The sequence below is a fragment of the Methyloversatilis discipulorum genome, from assembly GCF_000385375.1.
Lineage (GTDB): Bacteria > Pseudomonadota > Gammaproteobacteria > Burkholderiales > Rhodocyclaceae > Methyloversatilis > Methyloversatilis discipulorum_A.
In genome coordinates, this window is sequence record NZ_ARVV01000001.1 from 998,520 (window position 1) to 1,022,313 (window position 23,794).

At 65.8% G+C, this 23,794-nt stretch carries 20 protein-coding genes; 13 read left to right on the forward strand and 7 right to left on the reverse strand.

What is annotated here, in order from left to right; genetic code table 11:
• Window positions 1-19: 19 nt before the first annotated feature.
• Genes fdhF through METRZ18153_RS0104780 form a run of 3 tightly spaced genes read right to left on the reverse strand, consistent with a single transcriptional unit; the run spans window position 20 to window position 4,952 of the window.
• Window positions 20-2,884 carry a formate dehydrogenase subunit alpha gene (fdhF, locus tag METRZ18153_RS0104770; RefSeq protein WP_020163649.1) on the reverse strand — a complete coding sequence of 955 codons (2,865 nt, stop codon included), beginning with the start codon at window positions 2,882-2,884 and terminating at the stop codon, window positions 20-22.
• Window positions 2,885-2,910: 26 nt separating this feature from the next.
• Window positions 2,911-4,461, reverse strand: a complete 1,551-nt coding sequence (locus METRZ18153_RS0104775; protein WP_020163650.1) for a formate dehydrogenase beta subunit — start codon at window positions 4,459-4,461, stop codon at window positions 2,911-2,913.
• A complete protein-coding gene (locus METRZ18153_RS0104780) occupies window positions 4,458-4,952 on the reverse strand; it encodes a formate dehydrogenase subunit gamma (protein WP_020163651.1) in 495 nt (164 codons plus the stop codon). The genes METRZ18153_RS0104775 and METRZ18153_RS0104780 overlap by 4 nt, the downstream gene beginning before the upstream one ends.
• 132 nt (window positions 4,953-5,084) lie before the next feature.
• Here METRZ18153_RS0104780 and METRZ18153_RS0104785 point away from each other — a divergent pair, with 132 nt between their 5' ends.
• On the forward strand, window positions 5,085-6,161 hold the full coding sequence (locus METRZ18153_RS0104785) for a substrate-binding domain-containing protein (protein ID WP_232415968.1): 1,077 nt from the start codon (window positions 5,085-5,087) through the stop codon (window positions 6,159-6,161).
• A 69-nt stretch (window positions 6,162-6,230) separates the two neighbouring features.
• On the opposite strand, the gene rho is transcribed toward METRZ18153_RS0104785, so the two are convergent.
• Together rho and trxA are read right to left on the reverse strand one after the other, a co-directional pair.
• Window positions 6,231-7,490, reverse strand: coding sequence for a transcription termination factor Rho (gene rho / locus METRZ18153_RS0104790; protein WP_019919371.1), 1,260 nt, complete (start codon window positions 7,488-7,490; stop codon window positions 6,231-6,233).
• Window positions 7,491-7,582: 92 nt separating this feature from the next.
• Window positions 7,583-7,909, reverse strand: a complete 327-nt coding sequence (trxA, locus tag METRZ18153_RS0104795) for a thioredoxin TrxA (protein WP_008062188.1) — start codon at window positions 7,907-7,909, stop codon at window positions 7,583-7,585.
• A gap of 554 nt (window positions 7,910-8,463) precedes the next feature.
• Between trxA and fdxA the strand changes: the two genes are divergently transcribed.
• The 5 genes from fdxA (at window position 8,464) to METRZ18153_RS0104820 (ending at window position 17,047) form a co-directional block, all read left to right on the forward strand.
• On the forward strand, window positions 8,464-8,787 hold the full coding sequence (gene fdxA / locus METRZ18153_RS0104800) for a ferredoxin FdxA (protein WP_019919370.1): 324 nt from the start codon (window positions 8,464-8,466) through the stop codon (window positions 8,785-8,787).
• Window positions 8,788-8,825: 38 nt separating this feature from the next.
• Complete coding sequence (locus METRZ18153_RS0104805; protein ID WP_020163654.1) at window positions 8,826-11,489, forward strand: PD-(D/E)XK nuclease family protein; 2,664 nt, start codon at window positions 8,826-8,828, stop codon at window positions 11,487-11,489.
• Window positions 11,486-14,743: a UvrD-helicase domain-containing protein gene (locus METRZ18153_RS0104810; RefSeq protein WP_020163655.1), complete on the forward strand. Its 3,258-nt coding sequence runs from the start codon at window positions 11,486-11,488 to the stop codon at window positions 14,741-14,743. The genes METRZ18153_RS0104805 and METRZ18153_RS0104810 overlap by 4 nt, the downstream gene beginning before the upstream one ends.
• A gap of 101 nt (window positions 14,744-14,844) precedes the next feature.
• Window positions 14,845-15,294 carry a CBS domain-containing protein gene (locus METRZ18153_RS0104815; protein WP_020163656.1) on the forward strand — a complete coding sequence of 150 codons (450 nt, stop codon included), beginning with the start codon at window positions 14,845-14,847 and terminating at the stop codon, window positions 15,292-15,294.
• Between the two features lie 73 nt (window positions 15,295-15,367).
• Complete coding sequence (locus METRZ18153_RS0104820; protein WP_020163657.1) at window positions 15,368-17,047, forward strand: long-chain-fatty-acid--CoA ligase; 1,680 nt, start codon at window positions 15,368-15,370, stop codon at window positions 17,045-17,047.
• A gap of 49 nt (window positions 17,048-17,096) precedes the next feature.
• Here the strand turns inward: METRZ18153_RS0104820 and METRZ18153_RS21065 are convergent, their stop codons facing one another.
• Complete coding sequence (locus METRZ18153_RS21065) at window positions 17,097-17,666, reverse strand: H-NS histone family protein (protein ID WP_232415969.1); 570 nt, start codon at window positions 17,664-17,666, stop codon at window positions 17,097-17,099.
• Between the two features lie 72 nt (window positions 17,667-17,738).
• Here METRZ18153_RS21065 and ccoN point away from each other — a divergent pair, with 72 nt between their 5' ends.
• The 7 genes from ccoN (at window position 17,739) to METRZ18153_RS0104860 (ending at window position 23,169) form a co-directional block, all read left to right on the forward strand.
• On the forward strand, window positions 17,739-19,166 hold the full coding sequence (gene ccoN / locus METRZ18153_RS0104830) for a cytochrome-c oxidase, cbb3-type subunit I (protein ID WP_020163659.1): 1,428 nt from the start codon (window positions 17,739-17,741) through the stop codon (window positions 19,164-19,166).
• Window positions 19,167-19,184: 18 nt separating this feature from the next.
• Window positions 19,185-19,799 carry a cytochrome-c oxidase, cbb3-type subunit II gene (ccoO, locus tag METRZ18153_RS0104835; protein WP_020163660.1) on the forward strand — a complete coding sequence of 205 codons (615 nt, stop codon included), beginning with the start codon at window positions 19,185-19,187 and terminating at the stop codon, window positions 19,797-19,799.
• Window positions 19,800-19,810: 11 nt separating this feature from the next.
• The gene (locus METRZ18153_RS0104840; protein ID WP_020163661.1) at window positions 19,811-19,987 is read left to right on the forward strand and encodes a cbb3-type cytochrome oxidase subunit 3; all 177 of its coding nucleotides are present in this window, start codon (window positions 19,811-19,813) and stop codon (window positions 19,985-19,987) included.
• Window positions 19,984-20,895 carry a cytochrome-c oxidase, cbb3-type subunit III gene (gene ccoP / locus METRZ18153_RS0104845; protein ID WP_020163662.1) on the forward strand — a complete coding sequence of 304 codons (912 nt, stop codon included), beginning with the start codon at window positions 19,984-19,986 and terminating at the stop codon, window positions 20,893-20,895. The genes METRZ18153_RS0104840 and ccoP overlap by 4 nt, the downstream gene beginning before the upstream one ends.
• Before the next feature lie 63 nt (window positions 20,896-20,958).
• On the forward strand, window positions 20,959-22,368 hold the full coding sequence (ccoG, locus tag METRZ18153_RS0104850) for a cytochrome c oxidase accessory protein CcoG (protein WP_020163663.1): 1,410 nt from the start codon (window positions 20,959-20,961) through the stop codon (window positions 22,366-22,368).
• A 5-nt stretch (window positions 22,369-22,373) separates the two neighbouring features.
• Window positions 22,374-22,871, forward strand: coding sequence for a FixH family protein (locus METRZ18153_RS0104855; protein WP_020163664.1), 498 nt, complete (start codon window positions 22,374-22,376; stop codon window positions 22,869-22,871).
• Window positions 22,864-23,169, forward strand: a complete 306-nt coding sequence (locus tag METRZ18153_RS0104860; protein ID WP_020163665.1) for a hypothetical protein — start codon at window positions 22,864-22,866, stop codon at window positions 23,167-23,169. Before METRZ18153_RS0104855 ends, METRZ18153_RS0104860 begins: the two co-directional genes overlap by 8 nt.
• A 58-nt stretch (window positions 23,170-23,227) precedes the next feature.
• Here the strand turns inward: METRZ18153_RS0104860 and METRZ18153_RS0104865 are convergent, their stop codons facing one another.
• Window positions 23,228-23,680 (reverse strand): universal stress protein, encoded by a 453-nt coding sequence (locus METRZ18153_RS0104865; protein ID WP_019919357.1) that lies wholly within the window; start codon window positions 23,678-23,680, stop codon window positions 23,228-23,230.
• Window positions 23,681-23,794: the final 114 nt, after the last annotated feature.

The window sequence follows — 23,794 nt, forward strand, 5'->3', positions numbered from 1 at the left end:
CCTGCACGGCGCCCACGACTCAGACCTTCTCGCGCTTCTTCGGCAGCAGCCCGATCTGCTGCTGCGAGAAGTCGCGGTAGCGCTGCTGCCATTCCGACGGCTGGGACACGCGGGTCACCTCGACCGCGGTGACCTTGTATTCGGGGCAGTTGGTCGCCCAGTCCGAGTTGTCGGTGGTGATGACGTTCGCACCCGATTCCGGGAAGTGGAAGGTGGTGTACACGACGCCAGGCTGCATGCGCTCGGACACCCGCGCGCGCAGCACCGTCTCGCCGGCGCGCGAAGTGATGCCCACCCAGTCGCCCTCGTCGATGCCGCGCGTTTCGGCATCGGCCGGATGGATTTCCAGGCGGTCCTCGTCGTGCCACATCGAATTCGGCGTGCGGCGGGTCTGTGCGCCCACGTTGTACTGCGACAGGATGCGGCCGGTGGTCAGTATCAGCGGGAAGCGCTTCGACGTGCGCTCCTCGGTGGGCACGTACTCCGTCAGCATGAAACGTCCCTTGCCGCGCACGAACTGGTCGATGTGCATGATGGGTGTGCCTTCCGGTGCCTGTTCGTTGCACGGCCACTGGATGCTGCCCAGCTCGTCCAGCCGTTCGTAGCTGACGCCGTGGAAGGTGGGCGTGAGCCGCGCGATCTCGTCCATGATTTCGGACGGGTGGCTGTAGTCCATCGGATAGCCGAGTGCGTTCGACAGCATGCAGGTGACTTCCCAGTCCTCCTTGCCGGCCAGCGGCGGCATCACCTTGCGCACGCGCGAGATGCGGCGCTCGGCATTGGTGAAGGTGCCGTTCTTTTCAAGGAAGCTGGAGCCCGGCAGGAAGACATGGGCGAACTTCGCGGTTTCGTTCAGGAACAGGTCCTGTACCACCACGCATTCCATCGCACGCAGCGCGGCTTCGACGTGCTGCGTGTTCGGGTCGGACTGCACGATGTCCTCGCCTTCGCAGTACAGGCCGAGGAAGGTGCCGTCCATCGCCGCCTCGAACATGTTCGGAATGCGCAGGCCCGGTTCCGGTTGTGGTTCCACGCCCCAGGCGTCCTTGAACAGCGCGCGCGTGGCCGCGTCGGACACGTGGCGGTAGCCCGGTAGTTCGTGCGGGAAGCTGCCCATGTCACAGGAGCCCTGCACGTTGTTCTGGCCGCGCAGCGGATTCACGCCCACGCCTTCACGACCGATATTGCCGGTGGCCATCGCCAGGTTGGCGATGCCGATGACGGTGGTCGAGCCCTGGCTGTGCTCGGTCACGCCGAGACCGTAATAGATCGCTGCGTTGCCGCCGGTGGCGAACAGGCGGGCGGCAGCGCGTACGTCGGCCGCCGGTACGCCGGTGTGCTGTTCCATCGCTTCCGGCGAGTTCTCCGGCTTGGCGACGAAATCGCGCCACTGTTCGAACGAATGCCATTCGCAGCGCTCGCGGACGAAGTCTTCCTTGACCAGGCCTTCGGTCACCACCACGTGCGCCATCGACGTGATCAGTGCGACGTTGCTGCCCGGCTTCAGCTTCAGGTGCTGTTCCGCCTTGATGTGCGGCGAGCGCACGAGGTCGATGCTGCGCGGGTCGACCACGATGAGTTTCGCGCCTTCGCGCAGGCGGCGCTTCATCTGCGAGCCGAACACCGGGTGACCGTCGGTCGGGTTGGCGCCCATCACCATGATGACGTCGGCCTTCATGACCGAATCGAAGGTCTGGGTGCCGGCCGATTCGCCCAGCGTCTGCTTCAGGCCGTAACCGGTGGGCGAATGGCAGACGCGGGCGCAGGTGTCGACGTTGTTGTTGCCGAAAGCGGCGCGCACCAGCTTCTGTACGAGGTAGGTTTCCTCGTTGGTGCAGCGGCTGGACGTGATGCCGCCGACCGATTCACGGCCGTGCTTCGCCTGGATGCGCTTGAACTCGGAGGCCGCGTAACTGATCGCCTCGTCCCAGCTGACGGGTTGCCAGGCGTCCTCAATGCTCTTGCGTATCATCGGCGTGGTGATGCGGTCGGCGTGCGTGGCGTAGCCGAAGGCGAAGCGGCCCTTGACGCAGGAGTGGCCGTGATTGGCGCCGCCGTCCTTGCTCGGCACCATGCGTACCACAGTCGTGCCCTTCACTTCGGCGTCGAAGGAGCAGCCGACGCCGCAGTAGGCGCAGGTGGTGGTGACCTTCTTCTCCGCCTGCCCATGCTCGATAACCCCCTTTTCCATCAGCGTCGCGGTCGGGCAGGCCTGCACGCAGGCGCCGCAGGACACGCATTCCGATTCCATGAAGGGCTGGCTTTCGCCCGGGCTGACGCGCGAATCGAAGCCGCGGCCGGAAATGGTCAGCGCGAACGTGCCCTGCGTTTCCTCGCAGGCGCGCACGCAGCGGTTGCAGACGATGCACTTGGACGGGTCGTAGCTGAAGTAGGGATTGGATTCGTCCTTTTCCTTGGTCAGCGCCGACAGCAGGTCGAAGTGATTCTTGCCCTTCATGCCGTAGCGCACTTCGCGCAGGCCGACCACGCCGGTCATGTCCTGCAGTTCGCAGTTGCCGTTGGCCGAGCAGGTGAGGCAGTCCAGCGGGTGGTCGGAAATGTAGAGCTCCATCACGCCGCGGCGGATGTCCGCCAGCTTGGGCGTCTGGGTGCGCACCTGCATGCCGGATTCGGCAATCGTCGTGCAGGAGGCCGGATAGCCGCGGAGCCCTTCGATCTCGACCAGGCACAGGCGACAGGAGCCGAAAGGCTCCAGGCTGTCGGTCGCGCAGAGCTTCGGAATACTGTTGCCGCATTCCTGCGCGGCGCGCATGACCGAGGTGCCGGCCGGCACCGTGACTTCGATGCCGTCGATCGACAGCGTGACTTCCTTTTCCGATTCGCGCGCGGGTGTGCCGTAATCGGTTTCTCTGGGTAATGACATGGCTGTTCTCCTGGATTCTCGCGTGCTCAAGCCGCTTCGGTCTTGTCGACGCCGAAGTCTTCGGGGAAATGGTTCAGTGCCGACAGCACCGGGTAGGGCGCCATGCCGCCGAGCGCGCACAGCGATCCATTCAGCATGGTGTCGCACAGCGACTGCAGCAGCGCGATGTTCCTGCCGCGCTGCTCGTTGGCGACGATGCGGTCGATCACCTCGACGCCGCGTGTCGAGCCGATGCGGCAGGGCGTGCACTTGCCGCAGGATTCGATGGCGCAGAACTCCATCGCGTAGCGGGCCATGTGCGCCATGTCGACCGTGTCGTCGAACACCACGATGCCGCCGTGGCCGATCATCGCGCCGTGCTTGGCGTATTCCTCGTAGTCGAGCGGCAGGTCGAACTGCGACGCCGGTACGTAGGCGCCGAGCGGTCCGCCGACCTGCACCGCGCGCACCGGACGGCCGGACAGCGTGCCGCCGCCGAAGTCGTGGATGAGCTCGTTCATGGTCACGCCGAAAGCCTTCTCGACCAGACCGCCGCGTTTGATGTTGCCGGCGAGCTGGAAGGGCAGGGTGCCGCGTGAGCGGCCCATGCCGAAGTCGCGGTAGAAGGCGCCGCCCTGGGCCAGGATGGTGGGCACGGAGGCGAGCGAAATGACGTTGTTGATGACCGTCGGCTTGCCGAACAGGCCTTCGTGCGCCGGCAGCGGCGGCTTGAAGCGCACGATGCCGCGCTTGCCTTCGAGGCTTTCCAGCAGCGACGTTTCTTCACCGCAGATGTAAGCGCCCGCACCGAGGCGCACCTCCAGTTCGAAGGCCTTGCCGGAGTTGCGTACGTTGTCGCCCAGCCACCCGGCGGCGCGTGCCCGGTGGATGGCTTCCTTCAGCGTGGCGAAAGCGTGCGGATACTCCGAGCGCAGGTAGATGTAGCCCTGGGTCGCGCCGACCGCGATGCCGGCGATGGTCATGCCTTCGATCAGGCAGTAGGGGTCGCCCTCCATGATCATGCGGTCGGAGAAGGTGCCGGAGTCGCCCTCGTCGGCGTTGCACACCACGTATTTGCGGTCGGCGACCGCGCCGAGCACGGTGTTCCACTTGATGCCGGTCGGAAAGGCTGCGCCGCCGCGGCCGCGCAGACCGGATTCCGTCACTTCCTTCACCACGTCGGCGCCGCTCATCGCCAGCGCGTTGTCCAGGCCGACGAAGCCGCCGTGGTCGATGTAGTCGTCCAGGCTCAAGGGGTCGGTGAGGCCGATGCGCGCGCTGGTCAGGCGTTCCTGGTTCTTCAGATAGCCGATCTCGTCGGTCAGGCCGAGTGACAGCGCATGCGAGCCACCGGTGACGAAGCCGGCGTCGAACAGCGCGGCGACATCCTTCGGCTGCACCGGGCCGTAGGCCACGCGGCCGGCGGGGGTCTGCACCTCGACCAGCGGTTCGAGGAAGAAGGCGCCGCGCGAGCCATTGCGTACCAGCTCGATCGCGATGCCGCGCTTTGCCGCCTCGGCAGCAATGGCCTGCGCCACCTTGTCAGCGCCCAGCGACAGCGCGGTGGAATCGACGGGGACGTAGATGCGGGTGTTCATGCGCTCACCTCCGTGCGCAGCTCCGCAACGATCGCGTCGAGGCGCTCCGGTGTGACACGGCCGACGATATCGTCATCGACCCGCAACGACGGGCCGACCGCGCAGTTGCCGAGGCAGTACACCGCCTCCAATGTCACCGCGCCGTCGGCGGTCGTTTCGTGGAAGTCGATGCCGAGGCATTTCTTCGCGTGCGCTTCGAGCGCAACGGCACCGACGGCCTGACAGGCTTCCGCCCGGCAGACCTGCACCACGTGGCGGCCGGGCGCGTGGCTGCGGAAGTGGTGATAGAAGGTGATCACGCCATGCACTTCGGCGCGCGACAGGTTCAGCCCCCTGGCGATGACCGGGACGGCCTGTTCCGGCACGTGGCCGAATTCGTCCTGGATGGCGTGCAGCATCGGCAGCAGCGCGCCGGGCAGATCGGCGTGGCGGTCGACCAGCGACTGAAGCTGTCGCCCGTCGACACCGGGAGCGGGGTGGTGCGATGACATGGCTCTCTGTCTCCTGCTGAATTCCTAATTGGAACTCTTGTTCATAATTGCTAATCAGCCACCATCAAGGTCCAATAATGGCTTCGCAACGGAGGTTAGCAGCCGGTCTTGCTTTTAACGATATGAAAACAAATGCCTAACATGCGCATCCAGATCGAGCCTGCATGGCGCTTCCGCAACGCCGAGGGCCGCGAGATCGACCCGCTGCTGTTCCGCGTGCTGGCGGCCGTGCAACGCAGCGGAAAGCTGACCGAGGCGGCGCGCGAAGTCGATTTCTCCTACCGCCACTGCTGGAACCTGATCCGCACCTGGTCGGCCTTTTTCGGCACGCCGCTGGTCGAGCTGTCGCAGGGCAAGGGGGCGGAACTGACGCCGCTGGGCGAGAAGCTGACCTGGGCGGCGCAGCGCATCCAGGCGCGACTGACGCCGCAACTGGAAAACCTGTCGGTGGAGATCGACCGCGAGATCAACGCGGCGCTGATGGATACCCACCCGGTGCTGCGGCTGCATGCGAGCCATGGGTATGCGATCGCGCTGATGCCTGAACTGATGGAGCGGGTGGCCGGCGTGCGGCTGGAACTGCAGTACCTCGGGTCGATTGACGCGCTGGGTTCGATGTCACGCGGCAGTTGCGACATCTGCGGCTTCCACCTGCCGAGCGGTCGCGTCACGCCGGAGCTGGCGGCGCGGCTGGGTCGTTACCTGAAGCCGCGCGCGCACCGCGTGATCCGCCTGGTCACGCGCACTCAGGGCCTGTTCGTGGCCGCCGGCAATCCGCTGGACATCCGCTCTCTGCGCGACCTCGTGCGTCCCGACGTGCGCTTCATCAATCGTCAGGCCAGCGCCGGCACACGTGTGCTGCTCGACCTGCTGCTGGCCGAACAGACCCTTGATGCGGACAACATCAGCGGCTATGAAACGGTGGAATTCACGCACGCGGCGGTGGCGGCGCACATTGCCAGCGGCATGGCCGACACCGGCTTCGGCGTCGAAGCAGCCGCCAGCCAGTTCAAGCTCGATTTCGTGCCGGTCGCCGAGGAGCACTACTTTCTCGCCTGCCGGCTGGAAACGCTGGAACTGCCGTCGATGCAGCGCATGCTCGATGCGCTGAGGTCGCCTGATTTTGCGAGCGCGGTGTCGACGCTCCCGGGCTATGCGCTCAATTCGCCGGGCGAGGTGCTGTCGGTGGTCGAGGCGCTGCGCGCCTGAGCACCGCTGGAGGTGGAAATGAAAAACGCCGCGTCAAGCGGCGTTTTTCTCTCAAGGCGGCGCAGGTGATCAACCTCGACGCATCGCGTCGAAGAACTCCCCGTTGCTCTTGGTGGCCTTGATCTTGTCGAGCAGGAATTCGATCGCTTCGAGATCGTCCATGTTGTACAGCAGTTTGCGCAAGATCCAGATCTTCTGCAGGATTTCCGGCTTCAGCAGCAGTTCTTCGCGGCGCGTGCCCGAGCGGTTCACGTTGATCGCCGGATAGACGCGCTTTTCCGCCATGCGCCGGTCAAGATGGATTTCCATATTGCCGGTGCCCTTGAATTCCTCGTAGATCACGTCGTCCATGCGGCTGCCGGTTTCGATCAGCGCGGTGGCAATGATGGTCAGGCTGCCGCCTTCTTCGACATTGCGCGCAGCGCCGAAGAAGCGCTTCGGCTTCTGCAGCGCGTTGGCGTCCACACCGCCGGTCAGCACCTTGCCGGAGGCCGGCTGCACCGTGTTGTAGGCGCGGGCGAGGCGGGTGATCGAATCGAGCAGGATGATCACGTCCTTCTTGTGCTCGACCAGACGCTTGGCTTTCTCGATCACCATTTCAGCGACCTGCACGTGGCGGGTGGCCGGTTCGTCGAAGGTCGAGGCAACGACTTCGCCCTTCACCGAACGCTGCATCTCGGTCACTTCTTCCGGGCGCTCATCGATCAGCAGCACGATGAGCAACGCTTCCGGGTGATTCACGGTGATCGCGTGCGCGATGTGCTGCATCATCACCGTCTTGCCGGTCTTCGGCGGCGCCACCAGCAGCGCGCGCTGGCCCTTGCCGATCGGCGCGATCATGTCGATGACGCGCGAGGTCGTGTTCTCTTCGCCGCGCATGTCGCGTTCGAGTTTCAGCGGCTCGGTCGGATGCAGCGGCGTCAGGTTCTCGAACAGGATCTTGTGCTTGGTCGCTTCCGGCGGCTCGCTGTTGATGCGATCGACCTTGACCAGTGCGAAATAGCGCTCGCCATCCTTCGGCGTGCGGATTTCACCCTCGATGGTGTCGCCGGTGTGCAGGTTGAAGCGGCGGATCTGGCTCGGCGACACGTAGATGTCGTCGGTTCCCGCCAGATAGCTCGCTTCCGGCGAACGCAGGAAACCGAAGCCGTCGGGCAGCACCTCCAGCGCACCGTCTCCGAAAATGCTCTCGCCCTTCTTCGCCCGGTTGCGCAGGATGGCGAACACGAGTTCCTGCTTGCGCAGCCGGTTGGCGCCTTCGATCTCGAAGGACTGGGCCATTTCGAGCAGCTGGCTTACGTGGAGTGCTTTCAGTTCGGAAAGGTGCATGGTGAAGATGTGCGACAGGCGGGGTGGGGAGATGGAGCGGTCTTCCGCTCCGGCGGGCAGGGCGCGGATACGCGCCCGCCGCGGGGTAGGTGTTACAGGTGACTGTCCAGGAAGGCGGTCAGTTGGGACTTCGACAGGGCGCCGACCTTCGTCGCCTCGACATTGCCGTCCTTGAACAGCATCAGCGTCGGAATGCCGCGAATGCCGAAGCGTGCGGGCGTTTCCTGATTCTCGTCGATATTGACCTTGGCCACGCGCAGCTTGCCGGCGTAGTCACGGGCCACTTCGTCGAGGATGGGAGCGATCATCTTGCACGGACCGCACCACTCGGCCCAGTAATCGACCAGAACCGGCAGGTCGGCCTTGATGACCTCGGCTTCGAAACTGGCGTCGGTGACGTGGTGGATGTGTTCGCTCATTGTTTCCTCGCGGTGCTTGACTGGGAAAGTGGATTCTGTGAATCGGAAGGTCTTCGGGGGTGTATCGGGAAGAACCGGATGCCTCGTGCCGGACGCCTCGGTTCGGGACGCCTGCAGGACTGGATGGATGTTGCGTGCCGAAAGGTGAGTGTCGGGTCGCTGGACTGGGTTTCCCGGCCACTCACGGAGCGGCCCGGTTCGGGGCTTGCTGAAACCTGGCCGCCGGAGTGATCACGGTATCGGCGTCCCCTGCGTCGGAGTTCAGGGTTTCTGCACTGTTTGCAAGATGCTAATACAAAAAACAGTCGGGCGTGCAGAGGCAGATGGCAAGGAAATACAAAAAGTCATGGCCACATGTCGCAGCGGCACGACAGCGTGGGCGAGGTGCCGCCGCGCCCCGGTGCTAAACTCCCGCGTCCGGAAGAGGTGCGGCGCGCCTGTGTTTAGCAGTCTGCAGGCTGCTCCCGCGTGCCGCGGCCCCTCGTGAATTCAGCCTTTTTCAGCCCATGCATGGCCTGCCTGCGAGTGCAGAGCCCCCGCCCAACGGAGAAATCATGACCTACGTCGTCACCGAATCCTGTATCAAGTGCAAATACACCGACTGCGTCGATGTGTGCCCGGTCGATTGCTTCCGCGAAGGCCCGAATTTCCTGGTGATCGATCCGGACGAGTGCATCGACTGCACGCTGTGCGTTGCCGAATGTCCGGCCGAAGCCATTTTTGCCGAGGACGACGTGCCGGCGGACCAGGTGCAGTTCATCGAACTGAATGCCGAACTGGCCAAGGAATGGCCGGCCATCATCGAGCGCAAGGACGCGCTGCCCGACGCCGACGACTGGGCCAAGGTGAAGGACAAGCTCGGCATGCTCGAGCGCTGAGCGCGCGCTCCGTTTCCTTTCTTCGCCCGCGCTGACGCATGAGCGGAGCGGGTTTCGACTCCGTCACGCTGTCCCCCGGTCCGGACCTGTTCGGCCGGGTGGCACGCATCCTCCTCGATCGTCACGGCGACGCGCTCGCCGACTGTGACCTCATCCTGCCGTCCATTGCGCTGGCACCGGCGCTGCGCAGCGCGCTGTCAGCTGCGGCCGGCCGAGCGCTGTTCATGCCGCGCGTGCTCACGCCGCAACTGCTGGCCGCGCGCTGGCGGGGCGATGCGGCGACCGACCCCGATTCGCGGCGGCTGCTCGGGCTGGTCGCCCAGTTGCGCCGGGTAGGTTGGCTGGGGGACGCCGACCTGTGGGCGGTCGCGCGCGAACTGATGGATCTCGCCGACACGCTGGCCGATGTGCCGGTGCCGGACGAGGCCGCGCTCGAAGGCGCATTCGCCCGGGCGCACGCACTGCACGACAGTGCGGCGCTGTCGCTCGAGGCGCGGCTTGTTCACGCGGTGTGGCTGGCTGACAGCACCGGCACCCCCGGTCATGCACGCGCGACGACGCAGGCGCTTTACCGGGCGGCCGCGGCAGCGCGCCGGCCGGTCGTGCTGCTGGCCGACACGCTCGATCCGGCGCCGGACTGGTTGACCGCGTTTGCACAGCGCGTGCAAGTACTGCACATCGGCGTGCGGCGCGCGGCGGATGAAGACGCGCTGTCGCGCGCGCTCGATGCCGCCTGGCCGGTTGCCGCCGACGATGCGCGCACGCTGTGGTCGCGCCGCGTGCCGGCGGACGCGGCGCAGCGTCTGCGTGACCGCGTGCGGCTGGTCAGTGCGCAATCGCTCGAACAGGAGGCGCAGCATGCTGCCACCTGCATTGTCCGCTGGCTGGCGGAGGGGCGCCGCCGCATCGCCCTGGTCGCCAGCGACCGCGAAGCCGCCCGCCGCACCCGTGCCCTGCTCGAACGCAGGCAGGTGCTGCTGGCCGACGAAACCGGCTGGAAGCTGTCCACCACGCGCGCCGCGGCGACGGTCGATGCCTTTCTGCAGTGCCTGGCGTCCGACGGCTATCACCGCGACCTGCTCGATCTGGTGCGCTCGCCCTATGTCGCAGGCACGATGGATGCCGACACGCACGCGCGGGCGATCGCCGAGGTCGATCACTGGGTGGTGCGGCGCAACCATGTCGACGGGCTGCAGGCCTTGCTCGCCGATGCGGCGCGCGAACTGGCCGGGCGGGCGGGCGCGGCGCTGATGGTTCCGTTCGCGCAGGCGGCGAACCTGATGCCGACCCAGGCCGCGCCCGCCGCCTTCTGGATCGAACGGCTGCTGGCCGCGCTCGATGCGCTGCAGGCGCGCACGGCCTTGCTGCAGGACGCCGCCGGCGCACAAGTGATCGCACTGCTCGAACAACTGCGTGCGGACAGCAGCGGTGTGGCGCTGGCACTGACCTTTGCCGACTGGCGCCAGTGGCTCAATGGCGAGTTCGAACGGGCGCTGTTCCGCGACACTGCGATCGACAGTCCTGTCGTGCTGACCCATCTTGCGGCGACCCGGCTGCGCGTGTTCGACGCCGTATACGTGATTGGCGCCGACGGCGAACATCTGGCGCCGCCGCAACTGCGCGGCGTGCTTGGCCACGAAGGGCTGCGGCGCGAACTGGGGCTGGCCGATACGCAGCAGGCGGCACGCCAGCTGCGCGAGGACCTCGCCGGGCTGATCCTGAACAGTGAAGAGATCGTGTTCAGCTGGCAGGCGCAGCGCAATGGCGAAGCCAATCTGCCCGGCGCCGACCTGCAACTGCTCGATCTGATGTTCGTGCGCGCCGGCCTGCCGAGTGCCGTCAGCGCCGCGCCGGCCCAGCCCGATCCCGAGCCGGCCGCGCTGCCGCGGCAGACCAGCGCGCCGGTGCTCGAAGCCGATCGGGTGCCGCAGCGGCTCACTGCCAGCGCGATGGCCGATCTGATGGCCTGCCCCTACCGCTACTACGCGCGCCGCGTGCTCGGCCTGGGCGAGGGCGACGAGGTCGAGGAAACGATGGGCAAAGGCAGCGTGGGCGAACTGGTGCATGCGCTGCTGCACGACTTTCATGTTGCGCACCCGCGCCTCGACAGCGAAACGCCGCAGGCGCTGGTCGATGACATGCGCGCGCGCATCGCGGTCGCCTTCGATGGCGCGATCAGTCGCAACTTCCAGGAACACGCGTGGGCCGATCGCCTGCACGACCGCGCCGACGCCTACGTTGCCTGGGCCTGCGCGCGCGAAGCCGAGGGCTGGGTTTTCGACAGCGGCGAGCAGTCGCGGGCGCGACCGCTCGACCTGCCGGACGGCGGCACGCTGTCGCTCGAAGGCCGCATCGACCGCATCGACCGCGGTGTCGCCGGCGTGTCGCTGCTCGACTACAAGCTGCGTAGCAGCGAAGCCGTGAAGAAGAGCGTGCAGGGCGGGGAAGATCTGCAGCTCGCTTTCTACACACTGCTCGAAGGCGACACGGTGAGCGAAGCCGCCTATCTGGCGCTCGACGAGCCGGCGCCGGTGCCGCACCCGCAGCCCGAGCCGCACGCGGCGGCCGAAGCGTTGCAGGGACTGATCGGCGCGCTGTTTCCGGCGCTGCGTGCCGGAGCCGCGCTGCCTGCGCACGGCGACGACCGCGCCTGCGCCTACTGCGAAATGCGCGGCCTGTGCCGCAAGGACTGGCGCGCATGAACGACGGCCTGCGCGCACTCGATCCATCTGCCAGCGTCGTCGTCGAGGCGTGCGCCGGCAGCGGCAAGACGTGGACGCTGGTGTCGCGGCTGATCCGTCTGCTGCTGGCGGGCGTGGCGCCGGGCGAGATACTGGCCATCACCTACACGCGCAAGGCGGCGCGCGAGATCGACGAGCGGCTGCAGCACTGGCTGGGCGAACTGGCGGTGGCGGACGACGCCGGCGTGATCGCCTTCCTCGATCAGCGCGGGGTCGATGCGCGCAATGACGCGGCGCTGATCGAGCGTGCGCGCGGTCTGTTCGAACGCGTCGCCGGCGCCCGCCCTGGGCTGACGATCAACACCTTCCACGGCTGGTTTTCGTCGCTGCTCGGTGCCGCTCCGCTGTCGGCCGGCCTCGGCGGGCTGCAGCTTGCCGAGCGCACCGCACGCCTGCGCGACCAGGCCTGGGGCGTGCTGATGCGACGTGCCGGCAGTGCGCCGGACGGCGAACTGGCGCAGTCGGTGCGCTGGCTGCTCGCGCAGGCCGGTCTCGCCGGCGCGCGCAGCCTCGCCGAAGCGCTGATAGAGCGGCGCGCCGAGTGGCAGGCCTGGCTGGCTGCGCACGACGGGCTCGATGGCGTGTTCGCGCATCTCGAGTCCTTCTTCGGCGCCGACCGTGAAGCACCGGTCGATGCGCTGGCACAGGACGCTACGCTGCGCGCCGCAGCGCTGGAACTCGCAAAGCTGCTGGGGCAGGGCACGGAGGCGCAGCAGCGCAAGGCGGTCGCGCTGGAGACGGCCGCCGGCCAGCGTGACGCCCGGGCCTTCTTCGACGGTCTGTGCGCCGAACTGCTGACCCGCGCCGGTGTGCCGATCGCGTTCAAGCCGGGCAAGGCGATGGAAAAGCTCGGCGCAGCCGAGCGCACGCAGCAGTTGTTCGAGTCCTGCGCCGAGCGCCTGCTGGCCTGCCTGCACGCGCTGAGCGACCGCGCCGCCTGGGAACTGAACCGGCACGCGCTGACCGTCGCCTCGGCCATGCTCGACGCCTACGACCAGGTCAAACGCGGCGCCGGCGTGCTCGACTTCGGCGACCTCGAATGGCACGCGGCGCGCCTGCTCGGCGACGCCCAGACCGGCCCCTTCGTGCAGGCAAGGCTGGATGCGCGCTACACCCACCTGCTGCTCGACGAGTTCCAGGACACCAATCCGCTGCAGTGGCAGGTGCTGATGCACTGGCTCGACGCCTACGCGCCGGATCAGGTGCAGCCACGCGTGTTCGTGGTGGGCGACCCGAAGCAGTCGATCTACCGCTTCCGCCGCGCCGATCCGCGCATCTTTGCGCACGCGCGCACGGCTTTCGCCGAGCGCTTCGGCGCCATCGACATCCGGCGCAACGTAACGCGGCGCAGCAGCCCGGCGGTGGTCGAGGTGGTCAATGCGCTGTTCGGCGCGCTCGACGTGTTCGAAGGTTTCGCGCCACACGGCACGACGCAGCTCGGCCTGCCCGGCGCGGTCGAGGTGCTGCCGGCTTTCGGCCACGACGTCGACGCGCCGGACGAGGCGACGACGAACGATGCCGGCCTGCGCAATCCGCTCACCACGCCGCGCGTAACGGTCGAGGACAGCAGGCGTCGTCGCGAGGCCGACGCGATGTGCGCGCGGCTGCAGGCAATGGTCGGGCGGGTCGCCGTGCGCGATGCGCACAGTGGCGCGGTGCGGCCGGCGCGCTATGGCGACATGATGATCCTGCTGCGCCGGCGCACCGGTCTCGCCGTCTATGAGGCGGCGCTGCGCGCGCACGGCATTCCGTACTTCGGTGCCAGCCGCGGCCGCCTGCTCGACACGCTGGAGGCAGCCGATCTGCAGGCGCTGCTGGGCTTCATCGCCGCGCCGGCCGATGCGCTGGCGCTGGCGCACGTGCTGCGCAGCCCGCTGTTCGCGCTGTCCGATGCGCACCTGCTGCGCCTGACCAGCGCCGGCTCCGCACTGTGGCCCGCACTGCGCGCTGCACGTGACGGCGACGACGCCGAACTCGCGCGTGCGGCGTCGCTGCTGAGCGACTGGCTGGCCGCCGCCGCGCAACTGCCGGTGCACGACCTGCTCGACCGCGTGTTCCACCGTGGCGAGCTGATGCAGCGCTATGCCGCCCAGGTCGATCCGATGGCCTGGCCGGGCGTGCGTGCGAATCTGGAAGCGTTCATGGAACTGGCGCTCAAGGTCGACAGCGGCCGCTTCCCCAGCATGCCGCGCTTTCTCGACGAACTTGCACGATTGCGCAACGAGGACGACGAAGCGCCGGACGAGGGGCTCATCCTCGGTGAGGATCCGGCACGCGGCCGCGTGCGCGTGCTTACGGTCCATGCGGCGAAAGGGCTGGAGGCGCCCATCGTCTGGCTGGCCGACGCCATCGCGAAGCCGCGAGCCGACAGCGGCGCGCGCGTGCTGCTGGCCTGGCCGCCGGGTGCGCCGGCGCCCGAACACCTGTCGCTGCTGCAGCGCAAGGAGAACCAGGGGCAGGCGCGCGCCCGTTTCATCGAGGCCGAAGCCCGCGCTGCGGCACGCGAGGACGCCAATCTGCTCTACGTCGCGGTCACCCGGGCGCGGCAGTTCCTGTTCGCCAGCGGCGTCAGCCCGGCGCGGGGCGTGGCCGAGGACAGCTGGCTGGCGCGTTTGCAGACGGCCCTGCGTGGCTGCCCGTCGGTACAGACCACCGACGACGGTGCACTGCGACTGAGTTCAGGCGCCGCCGATGCGTGCCCCGACATCGATACGGTTGCCGCGGCGCCGATGGCTGCCGAAGCTCCGCCATTGACACCGGTGGGCGAGCGTCGCGTCGTGGTGCCGATGAACGACGCACAGATCTGGGGTACCGGCCTGCACGCCTGGCTGGAAGCGCTGGCCTGCGGCGAGCCGCCGCCGCCGCGCCCGCCGGCGCTCGATGCGACGCGCTGGAGCGAACTTGAACGCCTTGCGCGCGCCATGACCGGCAGCGCTTCGCTGCGCCGTTTCTTCGATCCGGCGCTGCATCGCTGGGCGGCCAGCGAAGTGGAATTCGTGCTGCCCGACGGCAGCCTCGGCCGCATCGACCGCCTGGTCGAGTTCGACGACGAGATCTGGATACTGGATTACAAGAGCGGGGAGGGCGCGGGATTCGCCGGGGAGTATGCCGAACAGCTGAAGCGCTACGCCGAGTCGGTACGCCTGATCCGCCCCGGAAAGACGCCATGTGCGGCGTTGCTGCGTCCGGACGGGCGTCTGGATCGCCTTTTCTGAACGCCGGCGCTTTGCGGCGCCGACGCTTTTGACTACCATCGACGCATGGTCATCCGCAGCGCGCACCCCGTGCCCGCGCGGCGAGGAGGAGAGTGGCAACCATGCAAGTACATGAAATCCTGCGCATCAAGGGCACCGTGCTCTACACGGTGGCACCGCAACAGACGCTGGGCAACGCAGTCGTCACGATGACCGACCTCGACGTCGGTTCGCTGGTGGTGATGGAGCATGGCCGCATGGTTGGCATGCTCACCTTCCGCGAAGTGCTGCGCTCGGTGCGGGCGTCCGGCGGCGACTGGCAGTCGCTGACCGTATCCGCCGTCATGCATCGCGATCCGGCGACCGCCCACCCGGACATGGAAGTCGACGAACTGCGCCGACTGATGCTCGAGAACCGCTGCCGCTATCTGCCCATCATGGAAGGCGATACGCTGATGGGCGTGCTGTCCTTCCACGACGTCGCGCGCGCGATGCTGGAGGAGCAGAGTTTCGAGAACCGCATGTTGAAGAGCTATATTCGCGACTGGCCGATGGAAGACATGTCGGGTTGATGCCCGGCCGCACGATCATGCAGCACGCTGCCGCGTTCGCACGGCAGCGGCACGATGACGCGAGGAGGCGGTAATGGAGAAGGTGTGGCTCAAAAGCTACCCCAAGGGTGTTCCGGCCGAGATCGATCCGTCGGAGTTCATGTCGGTCGGCGAGGTGTTCGAGCGCAGCTGCCGCGAGTTCGCGGAGCGCGATGCCTATGTCTGCATGGGCAAGGCAATCACCTACGCGGAACTTGACCGCCTGAGCGCCGCCTTCGCGGCCTATCTGCAGTCGGTGCTCGGTCTCGCGCCGGGGTCGCGCGTCGCGATCATGATGCCCAATGTGCTGCAGTATCCGGCGGCGATGTTCGGCGCGCTGCGCGCCGGCTACACGGTGGTGAACTGCAACCCGCTGTATACGCCGCGCGAGCTCGAACACCAGCTCAACGACAGCGGTGCGGAAGTCATCGTCGTGCTGGAGAACTTCGCCTCGACGCTGCAGCGCGTGATCGACCGCACTTCGGTGCGTCACGTCGTCGTCACCGCGCTGGGCGACTTGCTGCCGGCGCCCAAGGGCTGGATCGTCAATCTGGTCGTGCGCCACGTGAAGAAGATGGTGCCGTCCTTCGACCTGCCGTCGGCGGTCCGCTTCAACGAGGCGATCAAGCTGGGGCTGGGGCACACGCTGAATCCGGTCAATGTCGTGCACGAAGACATCGCCTTCCTGCAGTACACGGGCGGCACGACCGGGGTGGCCAAGGGCGCCATGCTCACCCATCGCAATATCGTGTCCAACATGATGCAGGCCGACGCCTGGATTCGGCCTTTCATGAGCGGACCGCAGATCGTCATCACGGCCTTGCCGCTGTATCACATCTTTGCGCTGACCGCGAATTGCCTCGTATTTCTGAAGCTGGGTGCAACCAACATACTGATCACCAATCCACGTGACATTCCCGGCTTCGTCAAGGAACTTCAGAAATACCGTTTCACCGTCATTACCGGTGTCAATACACTGTTCAATGCGCTGCTGAACAATCCGGATTTTGCCAAGCTCGATTTTTCCGGGTTGCGCGTATCGCTGGGCGGCGGCATGGCGGTTCAGCGGGCGGTCGCCGAACGCTGGAAGAAAATCACCGGTCAGCCGCTGATCGAGGCCTACGGCCTGACCGAAACCTCGCCGGCGGTGTGCATCAATCCGCCGGATCAGAAGGAATTCAACGGCGCGATCGGGTTGCCTGTTCCGTCTACTGAAATATCGATACGTGACGACGAGGGGCGGGAAGTGCCGCCGGGCGAAACCGGCGAATTGTGCGTGCGCGGCCCGCAGGTGATGAAGGGGTACTACCGTCGTCCGGCGGAAACCGCCCAGGTAATGACGGCCGATGGATTCCTGCGTACCGGTGATGTCGCCACGGTCGATGAGGCCGGCTTCGTGCGTATCGTCGACCGCAAGAAGGACATGATTCTGGTGTCCGGCTTCAACGTCTATCCGAACGAGGTCGAGGACGTCGTCGCCGCCTGCGCCGGCGTGCTCGAGTGCTGTGCGATCGGGCTGCCGGACGAGCATTCGGGCGAGGTGGTGAAGGTGTTCGTCGTCAGCAGGGACGCGACCTTGACCGCCGATGCCGTGATAGCCCACTGCCGGACCCAGCTCACCGCATACAAGATTCCGCGCCACGTTGAATTCCGCAGCGAACTGCCGAAGACGAATGTCGGAAAGATATTGCGCAGGGCGCTCAAGGAAGAGGCCGCGGCTGCGCGGAAACAGTGAATGAAAAAGGCACCTTGCGGTGCCTTTTTTGTGCGCGACTGAATTGAAGTCAGGACACGCGAGCGGCCGAAAGTTCGTCGGCGCTCATCGCTGCGAGCCAACCCGGCTTACGGCCGGCAGCACCGATTTCCTTGATTTCGCCGGTGGCCGGATTGCGATATTTGCCGGGAGCGATCTTTACCTTGGCTGCTGCAGCCGGGCGACCCGAGCGACGTGCTGCACCGCCAGCAAGGCCAACATCGGAGGCCGACAGATTGTATTTCTTGATCTTGGCACGCACGTCCGAAATGACTGCTTCGAGCTCCGCTCGGCGCACTGCTTCTGCCTGCTGCTGCAGTTCCGCGATTTTTGCCATCAATTCGTCGTAGCTCTGACCGGACATTGCGTTGTCTCCATGGGTTGAGGAAATCGAATGATAAGCGCGGAATTTCATTCCGTAAATTGATTTGATCGAAGTTCTTTTCTTGATTCGATCAGCGTCGAATATCATTTTCCGTGGGAAAAATGCGGCAGGCATCGGTGCGCACGCCGCGACGGTGAAACAGCGTGAAACGATAGAGCGCTTGACGTGGGTCAAGACCCGCAAGCGGGCGAGCACATACCCTTCGGGCCGGATCATGCGTGCGTGCGCCCATGCGGGCGTAGCGGTGCAATTTCAATGTGGGAGCAGGCAAAAATGAAAACAGAAGCAATGGGGTCCGTTCACGGCACCTACGACTACCGGGTGGTGCGGCAGTTCGCACTGATGACGGTGGTGTGGGGCATCGTGGGCATGCTGGTCGGCGTGGTCATTGCCGCCCAGCTGGTCTGGCCGCAACTTAATGTCGGCGAGTGGTTCCACTTCGGCCGACTGCGGCCGCTACACACCAACGCGGTCATCTTTGCCTTCGGCGGCTGTGCGCTGATGGCGACTTCGTTCTTCGTCGTGCAGCGCACTTGTCACACACGGCTGTTCGCACCGTGGCTGGCCGAGTTCGTGTTCTGGGGCTGGCAACTGGTGATCGTGCTGGCCGCGGTCACGCTGCCGCTGGGCTACACCTCGGGCAAGGAGTACGCCGAGCTCGAGTGGCCGATCGACGTGCTGATCACGCTGGTCTGGGTGGCTTACGCGGTCGTGTTCTTCGGCACCATCGCCAAGCGCCGCACCTCGCACATCTATGTCGCGAACTGGTTCTACGGCGCCTTCATCCTGACCGTCGCGGTACTGCACCTGGTCAATAGCGCGGCCATCCCGGCCGGCTTCTGGAAGTCCTACTCGGCCTACGCCGGCGTGCAGGACGCCATGGTGCAGTGGTGGTACGGCCACAACGCGGTCGGCTTCTTCCTGACCGCTGGCTTCCTCGGCATGATGTATTACTTCGTGCCCAAGCAGGCCGAGCGTCCGGTCTATTCCTACCGCCTGTCGGTGGTGCACTTCTGGGCACTCATCTTCACCTACATGTGGGCGGGCCCGCACCACCTGCACTACACCGCGCTGCCGGACTGGACTCAGTCGCTGGGCATGGTGTTCTCGCTCATCCTGCTCGCACCGAGCTGGGGCGGCATGATCAACGGCATCATGACGCTGTCGGGCGCCTGGCACAAACTGCGCACCGATCCGATCCTGAAGTTCCTGATCACCTCGCTGTCCTTCTACGGCATGTCGACCTTCGAAGGTCCGATGATGTCGATCAAGACGGTCAACGCGCTGTCGCACTACACCGACTGGACCGTCGGTCACGTGCATTCGGGCGCGCTGGGCTGGGTGGCGATGATCTCCATCGGCTCGATCTACTACCTGATCCCGCGCCTGTTCGGCCAGGAGAAGATGTACTCGATACCGGCCATCAGCATCCACTTCTGGATGTCCACCCTCGGCGTCGTGCTCTACATCGCCTCGATGTGGATCGCCGGCGTGATGCAGGGCCTGATGTGGCGCGCCATCAACGACGACGGCACGCTCACCTACACCTTCGTCGAAAGCGTCAAGGCCAGCTATCCGTTCTGGTTCATCCGCTTCCTCGGCGGCGCGCTCTTCCTGTCCGGCATGTTCGTCATGGCCTGGAACGTGTGGAAGACCATCGCCGGCCAGAAGCCGTACAACGCACCGGTGGTGGCGCCTGCTGCCGCGCACGCCTGATCACTGGAGAAAGACATCATGGCTGCATCCAAACACGAAGCAATCGAACGCAACGTCGGCCTGCTGGCGATCCTGACGGTGATCACCATCGCCATCGGCGGTCTGGTCGAAATCGTTCCGCTGTTCTTCCAGCACTCGACCACCGAACCGGTCAAGGGCGTCGAGCCGTACGGCCCGCTGCAACTCGCCGGACGCGACATCTACATCCGCGAGGGCTGCTACAACTGTCATTCGCAGATGATCCGTCCGTTCCGTGCCGAGACCGAGCGCTATGGCCACTACTCGGTCGCTGGCGAGTTCGTCTATGACCGTCCGTTCCAGTGGGGCTCCAAGCGTACCGGTCCGGATCTGGCCCGCGTCGGCGGTCGCTACTCCGACGAGTGGCACCGCGTGCACCTGATCAATCCGCGCGATGTCGTGCCGGAATCCAACATGCCGGCCTTCCCCTGGCTCGAGCGTCCGGTCGACGCCAGCACCATCGAGCAGCGCATGCGTGCGCTGACCGTAGTCGGCACGCCCTACACCGAAGAGCAGATGAAGGGCGCAGCGGCCGAACTGAAGGGCAAGACCGAAATGGATGCCCTGATTGCCTACCTGCAAGGTCTGGGCACCGCGATCAAGCGTGTGAACTGAGGGAGCCCGTCATGGAACTCGACATCAACGCACTGCGCTCGGCAGTCACCGTCGCGGGCTTCGCCTGCTTCGTCGCCATCGTGATCATGGCCTGGCGTCCGGGCGCGCAGCGCGCCCACAACGAGGCAGCGATGCTGCCCTTCGCCGACGACGATCGCGCGCACACCGAAACCGGAGAACAAAAGTGAGCGACTTCATCAACGACTTCTGGAACATGTACGTGGTGGTGCTCGTCGTCGCCAGTATCGCGTTCTGTGCCTTCATCATCCTGTCCAACCGTGGCGCCCGTCCGAAGGGACAGGTCGAACTGCACGGTCATCAGTGGGACGAAACGCTGGCCGAGTGGAACAACCCGCTGCCGCGCTGGTGGGTGTGGCTGTTCTGGATCACCATCGTGTTTGCCATCGTCTATCTGGCCGCTTACCCGGGCCTGGGCAACTTCGGCGGCAAGCTTGCGTGGTCGTCCACCGGCGCCTACGACAAGGAAGTGAAGGAGGCCGAAGCCAAAGTGGCGCCGCTGTTTGAGCGCTACGCCGGTCTCGACGTGAAGGAAGTGGCGGCCGATCCTGAAGCACGCGCCATGGGCGAACGTCTCTACCTGAACAACTGCGCCCAGTGCCACGGCACCGACGCACGCGGTTCGCGCGGCTTCCCCAACCTGACCGACGCCGACTGGCTGTATGGCGGCGAGCCCGAGGCGATCAAGGCCACGCTGGTCAATGGTCGCAACGGTGCGATGCCGGCCTTCGGCGCCATCCTCGATGGCGAGCAGCAGCGCGACGTGGTGCATTACGTGCGCTCGCTGTCGGGCATGGCGGCGGATGGCGTGCGCGTGCAGCGTGGCAAGGCGGTGTTCGGTGCGAACTGCGCGGCCTGCCATGGCGCCGACGGCAAGGGCAACCAGATGGTGGGTGCGCCCAACCTGACCGACGGCATCTGGCTGTACGGCAGCACTGAAGCAATCGTGCTGCAGTCGGTGGCCAAGGGGCGCAATGGCCATATGCCGGCGCACGGCGAACTGCTCGGCGACAAGAAGATCCACCTCGTCGCAGCCTACGTCTGGGGCCTGTCGAACAACGCGGGTGGAGCGAAGTAAATGGCTTCAAATCCCTCTCCCGGCGACAGTACGTCCGGTAACGAAGTGAAGCGGGCGGCGCGGGTGATTCCGATCACCGATGTGTCGTCGGATGAGGGAGATCTGTACGCGGCGCGCAAGAAGATCCAGCCGCGCAGCATCAAGGGGCGCTTCAACAACGTACGCTGGGCCATGGTGTGGATCACGCAGATCGTGTTCTACGGCCTGGCCTGGCTGCCCTGGAACGACAGACAGGCCGTGCTCTTCCATCTGGTCGAGCGCAAGTTCTACATCTTCGGCATCGTCCTGTGGCCGCAGGACGTGCTCTTCCTCGCGCTGCTGCTGATCATCAGCGCGCTCGGACTGTTCCTGGTCACCGCAGTGGCCGGGCGTGTCTGGTGCGGCTACGCCTGTCCGCAGTCGGTCTACACCGAAATCTTCATGTGGATAGAGCGGCACATCGAGGGCGACCGTTCGGCCCGCATGAAGCTGGACGCGGCGCCGATGAGCGCGCGCAAGCTCGGTCTGCGTGCCGCGAAGTTTGGCGCTTGGGGTGCGCTGGCCCTGTGGACGGGTTTCACCTTTGTCGGTTACTTCACGCCGATACGCGAACTGGCATCCGAGATCGCCGCCTGGTCGCTCGGTCCGTGGGAGGCGTTCTGGATGTTCTTCTACGCCGCCTTCACCTACGTGTTCGCCGGTCACATGCGCGAGCAGGTATGCAAGTACATGTGCCCGTATGCCCGCTTCCAGGGCGTCATGTTCGATCCCGACACCCTGATCGTCAGCTACGACGCGAACCGGGGCGAGCCGCGCGGCAACAAGAAGAAGGCGCGCGAGGGGCAGGTGGTCGGCGACTGCGTCGATTGCGACTGGTGCGTGCAGGTCTGTCCGACCGGCATCGACATCCGTAACGGCCTGCAGTACGAGTGCATCGGCTGTGCGCTCTGTATCGACGCCTGCGACCAGGTGATGGACAAGGTCGGCCGCCCGCGCGGACTGATCGCCTACACCACCGAACGCACGCTGCTGGCGAAGAAGCCGGCACACGAGGGCTGGCGCGAGGTGATGGCGCATATCCTGCGACCGCGCGTCATCCTCTACACCACGCTGCTGGCCGTCATCGTGTCCGGTTTTGCCTGGGCACTGTTCACCCGTACGCCGGTCAAGATGAACGTGCTGCGCGACCGCGCCACGCTGGCGCGCGAGGTCGAGGGCGGCAAGATCGAGAACGTCTATCGGCTGCGCATCATGAACACCTCGGAAGTCGCACGGCGCTACGTGCTCGAGGTCGAAGGTCTGCCGGGTGCTGCCATCGCCGACCTGCGCGAAATCGAGGTCGAAGCGGCCGGGTCGCGCGACATCGCCGCACGGGTGCAGGTCGATGCCGAAGCCCTGCAGCCGGGCTCCCACGAAATCTATTTCAACCTGCAGGCCGTCGATGCACCGGATATCCGCGTGCATGAGAAGACGTCCTTCCTGCAGCCGAGGTAAGCCGCATGAACAACGACGCATCGATGCAGTTGCCGTGGTACCGCCATCGCTGGCCGTGGATACTTGCGGCCGGGCCGGTCACCGTCATCATCGCCGGCGTGATCACCACCTGGCTGGCTGCGACCGGCAATACGGCGCTGGTCGCCGACGATTACTACAAGCAGGGCCTGGCCATCAATCGCACGATAGAGCGCGAGCGCAAGGCGACCGAACTTGGGGTCGAACTGTCCGTGTCGGCGACGCCGGCCGGCGCCGATGACACCCGCTTCGATCTGGCTCTGCGCATGGCTGATGCGACCGCGATGCCGGCGCGTCTGCGCGTGCTGCTGGCGCACCCGACACGCAGCGAACTCGACCGAGAACTGCTGTTCGACGGGCAGGACGGGCATTTCGGCGGCGTCGTGCGTGCCCTGCAGCCGACCCACTGGAAGCTGGTGATCGAGGACGAGGCGCGCAGCTGGCGCGTGCAGCAGTCGCTGACGGTGGAGGCGAGCGGTGGCTAGGGAAATCGAGATCGAGGAGGTCGAGACGCGGCGCGTGCCCGGACGTTTCGGGCGCCTGTTCGCACTGGTGTCCTGGCCGTCCTTCCTGGTTGCCGCGGTCGCGGAGACCATCTTCTTCAGCCTGATCAATCCGCGGGAGCTGTATCTGCTCGGCGAGCCGGTGCATTTCTCGCCGCTGGCGACCTACACCATAGGCTTCTTCGGCTTCTGGTGCGTGGCCGGCGCGTCCAGCCTCATTTCGTCGTGGATGGCGGAGAAGATGCCCGCCTGCGCCGACCGCTGCGTCGGCCGCAAATGAAAACGGGGATGCCGTTGCCGGCATCCCCGTCCTTTTCCGCCGGTCGGCGTCGCGTCGCTCAGCGATAGACCAGCACCGGAATCTTCGAATTCGACAGCACCTTCTGCGTCACGCTGCCCAGCAGCAGGTTGGCCAGACCACGTCGGCTGTGCGACGCCATGAAGATCACGTCGGCGTTGCGCTTCAGCGCGACCTCGATGATGGCCTTGTGCGGCTCGTCATGGGTCACGGCAATGCTGTCGACCTGGACACCATCGGCTTCCGCTTCGGCGCGTGCCGACTGCAGGATGCGGTCGGCGTGGGTGCGCATCGCGTCGGTGAAGTCGTTCGGTGCAATCGGGTCGATGTTCTCCTCGTCCTGCTCGCTGTGCAGCGCCGATACGTGATAGTCCTTCATCACGTACAGGAAAGTGACGCGACCCTTCACGTCCTTGGCGAAGCAGACGGCATGCTTGACTGCGGCCTTGGAAAGATCCGAACCATCGATCGGTACGAGTACGTGGCGAAACATCCTTGACTCCTTCTCGTTGTTATTGGCCGGCACCGCCACGGTGTCCGGCCGTGCTCCACTGCATGGCTCCTGCAAATTCTATCGGCTAACCGAACACTATTTTGAGGGTAAGCC